The sequence below is a fragment of the Methylomagnum sp. genome (assembly GCF_054333355.1).
Genome location: NZ_JBTEKS010000228.1, coordinates 1 through 7286, shown reverse-complemented (window position 1 = coordinate 7286; position 7286 = coordinate 1). Strand labels below are relative to the sequence as shown.

1 protein-coding gene is annotated in these 7286 nt (G+C 67.1%); it reads left to right on the top strand.

Annotated elements, in window-relative coordinates:
- Positions 1–7286 (top strand): SDR family NAD(P)-dependent oxidoreductase (locus tag ACXWUF_RS15510; protein ID WP_458503300.1); only part of this gene is annotated, 7286 nt, incomplete at both ends.

Genomic DNA, 7286 nt, shown 5'->3' with positions numbered 1-7286 from the left:
CCCCCAACGGCCCGTCGCAAAGCGCCTTGGAATACGCGGTCTATGACGCTTACGGCATCGACCCGGCCACGCTCGGCTATGTGGAGGCCCACGGCACGGGTACCCGCTTGGGCGACCCCATCGAGTTCGACGCCCTCACCGAAGCCTTCCGCCGCTACACCGACCAACGCCGTTTCTGCGCCATCGGCTCGGTGAAAAGCAACATCGGCCACGCCCTCACCGCGTCCGGCGTGGCCGGTTTAATCAAGCTGCTGCTGTGCTTGAAGCACCGCGAACTGGTGCCCTCACTGCATTTCCACAAGGGCAACGGTTCCATTGACTTCGAGAACAGCCCCTTCTACGTGAACACCCGGCGCATCCCCTGGCATCCCCCGGCGGGCGTGCCGCGCCGCGCCGCCATCAGCGCGTTTGGACTGAGCGGCACCAATTGCCATATCGTCATCGAGGAACCCGCCGCGCCCCGCCCCGCCGCCGGGTCCGAATGGCCTTGGCCGGGTTATCTGGTCACGCTGTCGGCCCGGACGGACACCGCCCTGGCCCGGTACGCCGCCGATTTGAAGGCTTGGCTGGAAGGCGTCGGCCAGACCGAACGGCTCATCGACATCGCGTTCACCTTGCAAGTGGGCCGGGATGATTACCCTTACCGGCTGGCCTTCGTGGTGCGCGACCCTGCGGACCTGCTGGCACGGCTCGATGCCGCCGTGGCTTCGCCGCCCGTGGCGAAAGCCTCTAGCAAAGCTCTGGATGAAGCCGCCGCCGCGACCGCCCGCCACTGGCTGGAAAGCGGCGCAAACGGGGTGGGAACGGCTGAGGAAGCGCTGGAACGCTTGCACCGCCTCGCCGAGCTTTACCGACTAGGCCATGCCCTGCCCTGGGAAAAACTCTACGCCGGGCGGGACTGCCGCCGCGTTTCCCTGCCCGGCTATCCCTTTGAACTCCGCCGCTGCTGGCTGCCCCGCCCCGACACGGCCACCCAGGACAGCCCCACCGGAATGCCCGTGGCTTGGCGGAGCGTCGAAGCGCCGGGAGAGCGCCGTTTTGAAACCACCCTAACCGGCGGCGAATTCTTCCTAGCGGACCACCTCGTTAAGGGCCGGAAAATCCTCCCGGCGGCGGCCTACATCGACCTGGTGCTGGCCGCTGGGCGCGAGGCCGGTTTGAGCGCTGGCCCCTTGCGGAATCTGGTGTGGAGCCAACCCATCGACGCCACCGCCGCGCCCGTGGAAATCCACCTAGCGTTTACGCCCCAGGCCCGCGCCCATGGCTTTGAAGTCCGCTCCGGCGACGGCACCCTCCACGCCCAAGGCCAGTGGGCGCAGGAACCCGCCGCCCGGCTCGACGCACGGCTGGACCTCGCGGCTTTGCGGGCCAAGCTCCAACCCTGGAAGACCAGGGCCGAACGCTACGCCCTGTTCAAGCGGGGCGGCATCGAGTACGGATCGACCTTCCAAGTGGTCGAGGAACTTTGGCGCGATGAAAACGAGGCGCTGGCGCGGCTGGTCCTGCCCCCCGCGCTGACGGCGCGACTGGCGGAATTCGCCGCTCATCCCGCCCTGCTGGATGGCGTTTTGCAAACCGTTATCGGCCTAGTCGCGGATCAGGACATCCGCGATAACACGCCCTGTCTACCCTTCACCCTCGGCGAAATCGTGGGCGGGCCGCTCCCGGCGGAGTTGTACGTGCGGACGGTACGGGCCGGGACATCGACCACGCGGGCGGACTTGAAGCGGTTCGACATCACCGTCACCGACACCGCCGGGGCGGTAGTGATGAGCATCCGGGATTTCGCCATCCTGGCGGTGCCGCCTGCCCAGGTGGAATCGCTTGTGGAATCACCGGCTCAAGTCGAGCGGCTGTATTTCGAGGAAGTCTGGGAAGCCGCCCCGCCGGTACGGGCCGAATCCCCGGCGGTCTGCCTGCTCATCGACGCGGACGGCGGAACGCGGGACGCGCTGCGGGTTAGCTTCGTGACAGCGGGCCAGCCGGTGCCGCTGCTCATCCTGGCCCGGCCCGGCGCGGTATTCGGCCAGCTCGACGCCGCCACCTATGAATTCAATCCCGACAGCCCGGAGGATTATTCGCGCTTGCTGGCGACCTTGGCGGACCAGGGCCGCTCGCCCGGTGCCGTCGTCCATCTGCTGGCACGGGAACGCTTCGCCACCGACCGGGCGGCGCTGGCGGCGCAACTGCGGCGCGGTGTCCATGGGTTCCTGTATTTGAGCCAAGCCCTGCTGCGCCGTGACGCGGCCACGCCGAGGCGGCTGTTTTTTGTCTATTCGCAAGACCGGGATGAACCCCAGCCCCATTACGAGGCCATGGCGGCGCTGGTCAGGACGGTGGCGCTGGAAAACCGTCATGTGGATGGCCGATCCATCCAAATGACCCACGCGCCTGCGATACCGGAACAGGTGCGCTCGCGCCTGCTGGCGGAAGCACTGCGGCTGGAACTGGCGACCGACACTGGCGAGCGCGACATCCGCTGGATAGATGGCGTCCGCGAGGCGCGGCGCTTGCGGGAGTTCACGCCGGAATTGTCCGCCGCGCCAAGGGTGCGCCCCGGCGGGGTCTATCTCATCACCGGCGGGCTGGGCGCCATCCCGCTGACCGTGGCGGAGCATCTGGCCCGGGCGGGCGCGAAGCTGGCGCTGGTGGGGCGGAGCTACCCGGATTCACGGCAGCAGGATCGGCTGAATACCCTCAACGGCCCCGGTACCCCGGCGCTGTATTGGCGGGCCGACGTGGCGGACGAGGCCCAGGTGCGGCGGGTGGTCGTCCAGGTGCGGGAGCGATTCGGACGCATCGACGGGGTGTTCCATTGCGCCGGGGTGCATCGGGACGCCTATTTGGTTAATAAAACGGCGCGGGAACTGGACGAGGTGCTGGCCGCCAAGCTGTTCGGGACGGTTAATCTGGACCGGGCTTTGGGCGATGCGCCGCTGGATTTCTTCTGCTTGGCCTCATCGGTGTCCGCCGTCGCGGGCAACATCGGCCAGGGCGATTACGCCTATGCCAACCGCTTCATGGACGCCTTCGTCGATTGGCGGCGGGCGCAGAATCGCCCGGGCCTCTCCTTCGCCATCAACTGGCCCTATTGGGCGGAGGGCGGGATGCGGGTCGATCCCGAAGCGCAAAAGATCATGACCGGCCAGTGGCGCATGAGTCCGCTGAGCAACCGGGCCGGGCTGGAAATTCTTGACGCCGTCCTGGCCGGGGAACGGGGCCGCGTCATGGTGGTGGAGGGGGACGGGGAAGCCATCCGCGCCCATTTCGGGGTGGGTGCGATGCGAGGAATTACAGTGGAAGAAAAACCTTATTTGAACACCCTCACCCCAACCCCCCTTCGACTGCGCTCAGGACAGGTCTCCCACAGGGAGAGGGAGCAAGAAGCCGATGATATGCGTGCGGGCGTGGAGGACACCCTGCGCGGGTTCGTCTCGCAACTCCTGAAAATCGACCCCGCCGACCTGGACGGCGAGGAGGAACTGAGCGCCTTCGGCATCGACTCCATCAACCGGACCCGGCTCACCAACCGCATCAATGAGCGGTATGGGCTGACCGTCCTGCCGACCCTGTTCTTTGAATACCACACCCTGCGGAACGTGGCGGAACACCTGCTGCAAACCTACCCGGAGCAAATCACACTCCCCCATAGGATGGGTGAAGGCGCGCTCACGACGCTTGTCCATGCCACAAAAAATCCGCCGCGCCGCAACCCATCGCCCGAGCCACCGGAGCGGGTTGATTCCGTGCCTCCGGGCGTGATGGGTTCCGCTGCGCTGCACCCATCCTATGCAAATGTTCCATCTCAAACCCCCATCGCCATCATCGGCCTGGCCGGGGTGATGCCCCAATCGGCCAGCCTCGACGAATTCTGGTCCCACCTCGCCGAATGCCGCAGCCTCATCACCGAAATCCCGCCCGAGCGATGGGATTGGCGCGAGCATTACGGCGACCCGCAAGACCAGCCCGGCAAGACCCTGAGCCGGTGGGGCGGCTTCATCCACGGCGCCGACCAGTTCGACGCGCCGTTCTTCAACATCGCGCCCCGCGAAGCGGAATTGATGGACCCCCAGCAACGCCTCTATCTGGAATGCGTCTGGTCGGCCATCGAGGACGCGGGCTACCGGCCCGCTGCGCTGGCGCGGAGCAAGACCGGGGTTTTCACCGGGGTTTGCACCTGGGATTACCACGAGTTACTGCGGGAGAGCGGCGTTCCGGTGGACGCTTATTTGTCCACGGGCGCGGCTCATTCCGTGGTGTCCAACCGGGTCTCTTATCTTCTCGACCTGCGCGGTCCCAGCGAGACCGTGGACACCGCTTGTTCCAGTTCGCTGGTGGCGATTCATCGCGCTGTGCAGGCGCTCCAAAGCGGCCATTGCGAACTCGCCATCGCCGGGGGCGTGCAGCTCATGGCGACGCCCTCGGCCCATATCTCCTTCGACCGGGCCGGGATGCTGTCCCGGCAAGGCCGCGCCCGCCCCTTCGACGCGGAGGCCGATGGCTATGTGCGCGGGGAAGGCGTCGGGGCCGTCTTGCTCAAGCCGCTGGATGCGGCGCTACGGGATGGTGATCCCATCCACGCCGTCATCCGGGGCACGGCTACCAACCACGGCGGCAAGGCCAATTCCTTCACCGCCCCCAATCCCCAGGCCCAGGCCGAGGTCATCGCCGACGCTTGGCAACGCGCCGGTCTTGATCCCGCCACCGCCACTTATATAGAAGCCCACGGCACCGGCACAAAGCTGGGCGATCCGGTGGAAATGAACGGCTTGAAGAAAGCCTTCCAACAGTTGTACGAACACTGGGGCCACCCGCCCGCTGGGGATGGCCGCTGCGCGGTCGGTTCGGTGAAGGCCAATATCGGCCATTTGGAAGCGGCGGCGGGCATCGCGGGCGTCATCAAGGTCGTGCTGGCGTTCCGGCATGGGATGATTCCGGGCATCGCCCATTTCCGGGAAGCCAACCCGCTGCTGCAACTGGATAACAGCCCGTTCCGGCTGGCCGAGCAGACCACCCCTTGGCCGCGCCTCCGCGATTCGTCCGGGCAAGCGTTGCCGCGCCGCGCCGGGATTAGCTCCTTCGGTTTCGGCGGGACCAACGCCCATCTGGTGCTGGAAGAATTTTTGCCCGAACCCGAAATGGCGCGGGAAGGCACCCGGCCCGTCCTAATCCTGCTGTCCGCCGCCGACGAGGACCGGCTCCGCGCCTACGTCCTGCGCTTGGCCGATTGGCTGGACAAAGCGCTGCGCGACCCAACGGGGCCGGTGTCCCTCCGTGCCGTCGCCCACACCCTGCACGCGGGCCGAACCGCCATGGAAGAGCGGCTGGCCCTGGTCGCCGCCAACCCGTGGCGGTTGCTGGAAACGCTACGGGATTGGGCCGAAAGCGGCGCGGAATCGGCGGACCTGTACCGGGGCAGCCTGGGCGACAGCAAAGCCAAGGCGGCGCATCCGGCGGAAGATTTGCTCGCCCTCGCCCAAGCCGAGGATTGGCGTAGCCTCGCCCGCGCCTGGACGCAAGGAGCCGACCTCGCCCAAACCCCGCTGTATCCCGACGCGCCCCGCCGGGCCGCGCTGCCCACCTATCCCTTCGCCCGCCACAGCTATTGGGTGCCCCGCCCGTCCCAGCCAGCGGCCCACACCCCGGAGTCCTTCATGGGAATACATCCTCTCCTCGACGGACCCGCCGCCGACGCCGCGCCGGGCACGAAATACACCAAGGTTCTGCGGCAGGAGGAATTTTTCCTCGCCGACCACCGCATCACCGACCGCCTCATCCTGCCGGGGGTGGCCCATATCGAAATGGCGCGGGCCGCCTGCGCCGCCGCATCCGGCCAACGGGTCGCGACGCTGCGTAACATCGTCTGGATCAGGCCCATCGTGCTGGAAACGCCCACGCTGGCGGTGGATGTGGAACTGACGGAGACCGATGGCGAACTGGCTTTTGAAATCGCCCACCGCGCCCCGGATGGCACCCGCATCCTGTTCACCCAGGGCAAGGCCGTCCTGGCACCGCAACACAGCACGGCGGCGGACGCCGAACGGCTGGACGTGGCGGACATCCTCGCCCGCTGTCCCATGCACAGGAGCCGCGAGGACTATTACCGGCTGCTGCGGGATGTGCAGTTCGATCTTGGCCCCAGCTTCCAGGTGATCCGGGACATGCACGCCAGCCCGGATGAAGTCCTGACGCTGTTGGAACTGCCGCCGCACTTGCGGGGCGACACGGGCTTTGCCTTGCACCCGTCCCTGCTCGATGGCGCGATCCAGACCGTGGCGGGCGTCACCGCCCAGCGCTTAAAAGCCCGCTATCTGCCCTTCACCTTGGGCCGGTTTGAAATTTTAAAGCCGCTGCCGGACAGGCTGTACGCCCACGCCCGCCTCACCCAGACGCTACGCCAGGGCGAGGCTCCGCTGCTCAAGTTCACCATGTGCTTGGCGGATGAGCGGGGCGAGGTCTGCGTCCGGTTCCATGACTTCATCGCCGCGCCGTTCAGCGCGGAGAAAGCGCCGGAAAGCCGCCCGGCGGGAGAATTGCTGCGGCTCAAGCCTCGCTGGCAAACGGCGGATCGAGAATCCATGCCCGCCCCACGGGACGGCGCGTCCCACGCCTGGGTGCTGTTCGCCGCCGACGAAGCCTCGGCCCGCAGCTTGCGCGAGCGGTTCGCCCCAGCGGGCGCGGCCCACATCCTGGTGGCGCGGCCCGGCGCGGAATTCCGCCAAACCGGCCCCAATGATTTTCTGATTCGACCGGACGACGGTGCCGACTATGCCCGGCTGCTGCGGGAAACGGGTGGTTGGCCTGTGCGTATTGTCCATGCGTGGTCGCACCCGGCCTTGCGCGGCGGCGTGGATGCCCAGGCGGCACTCAAGCTCGGCCCGATCTCGGTGTTCCTGCTGTGCCGGGAACTGGCCCGCAACCGGGCTGGCGAATCCGCCGAGTTGCTGTACGTGTATCCGTGGGCGAAGCACGTCCTGGCCGGTGCGCTGGCGGGGGTCGGCGGCTTGGCGCGGACGCTGCGGCAGGAAATGCCGTGGCTAGATATCCATAGCGCGGGGCTGGCGTGTGGCGGGGCCGAAGATTTCCCCGGCGTGCTGGCGGACGCCGTGCCGAATCTGGCCGACGAGTTCGGGGCGCGGGATGGGTTAGAAATCCGTTACGAGGGGCAACGCCGGTCGGTGAAAAGCTTGGTCGAAGTCGATCCGGCGGATTTCCCCACTTTTGAATCCAGCGTGTTCCGCCCGGATGGCGTGTACCTCATCACGGGCGGGATGGGCGCCATCGGT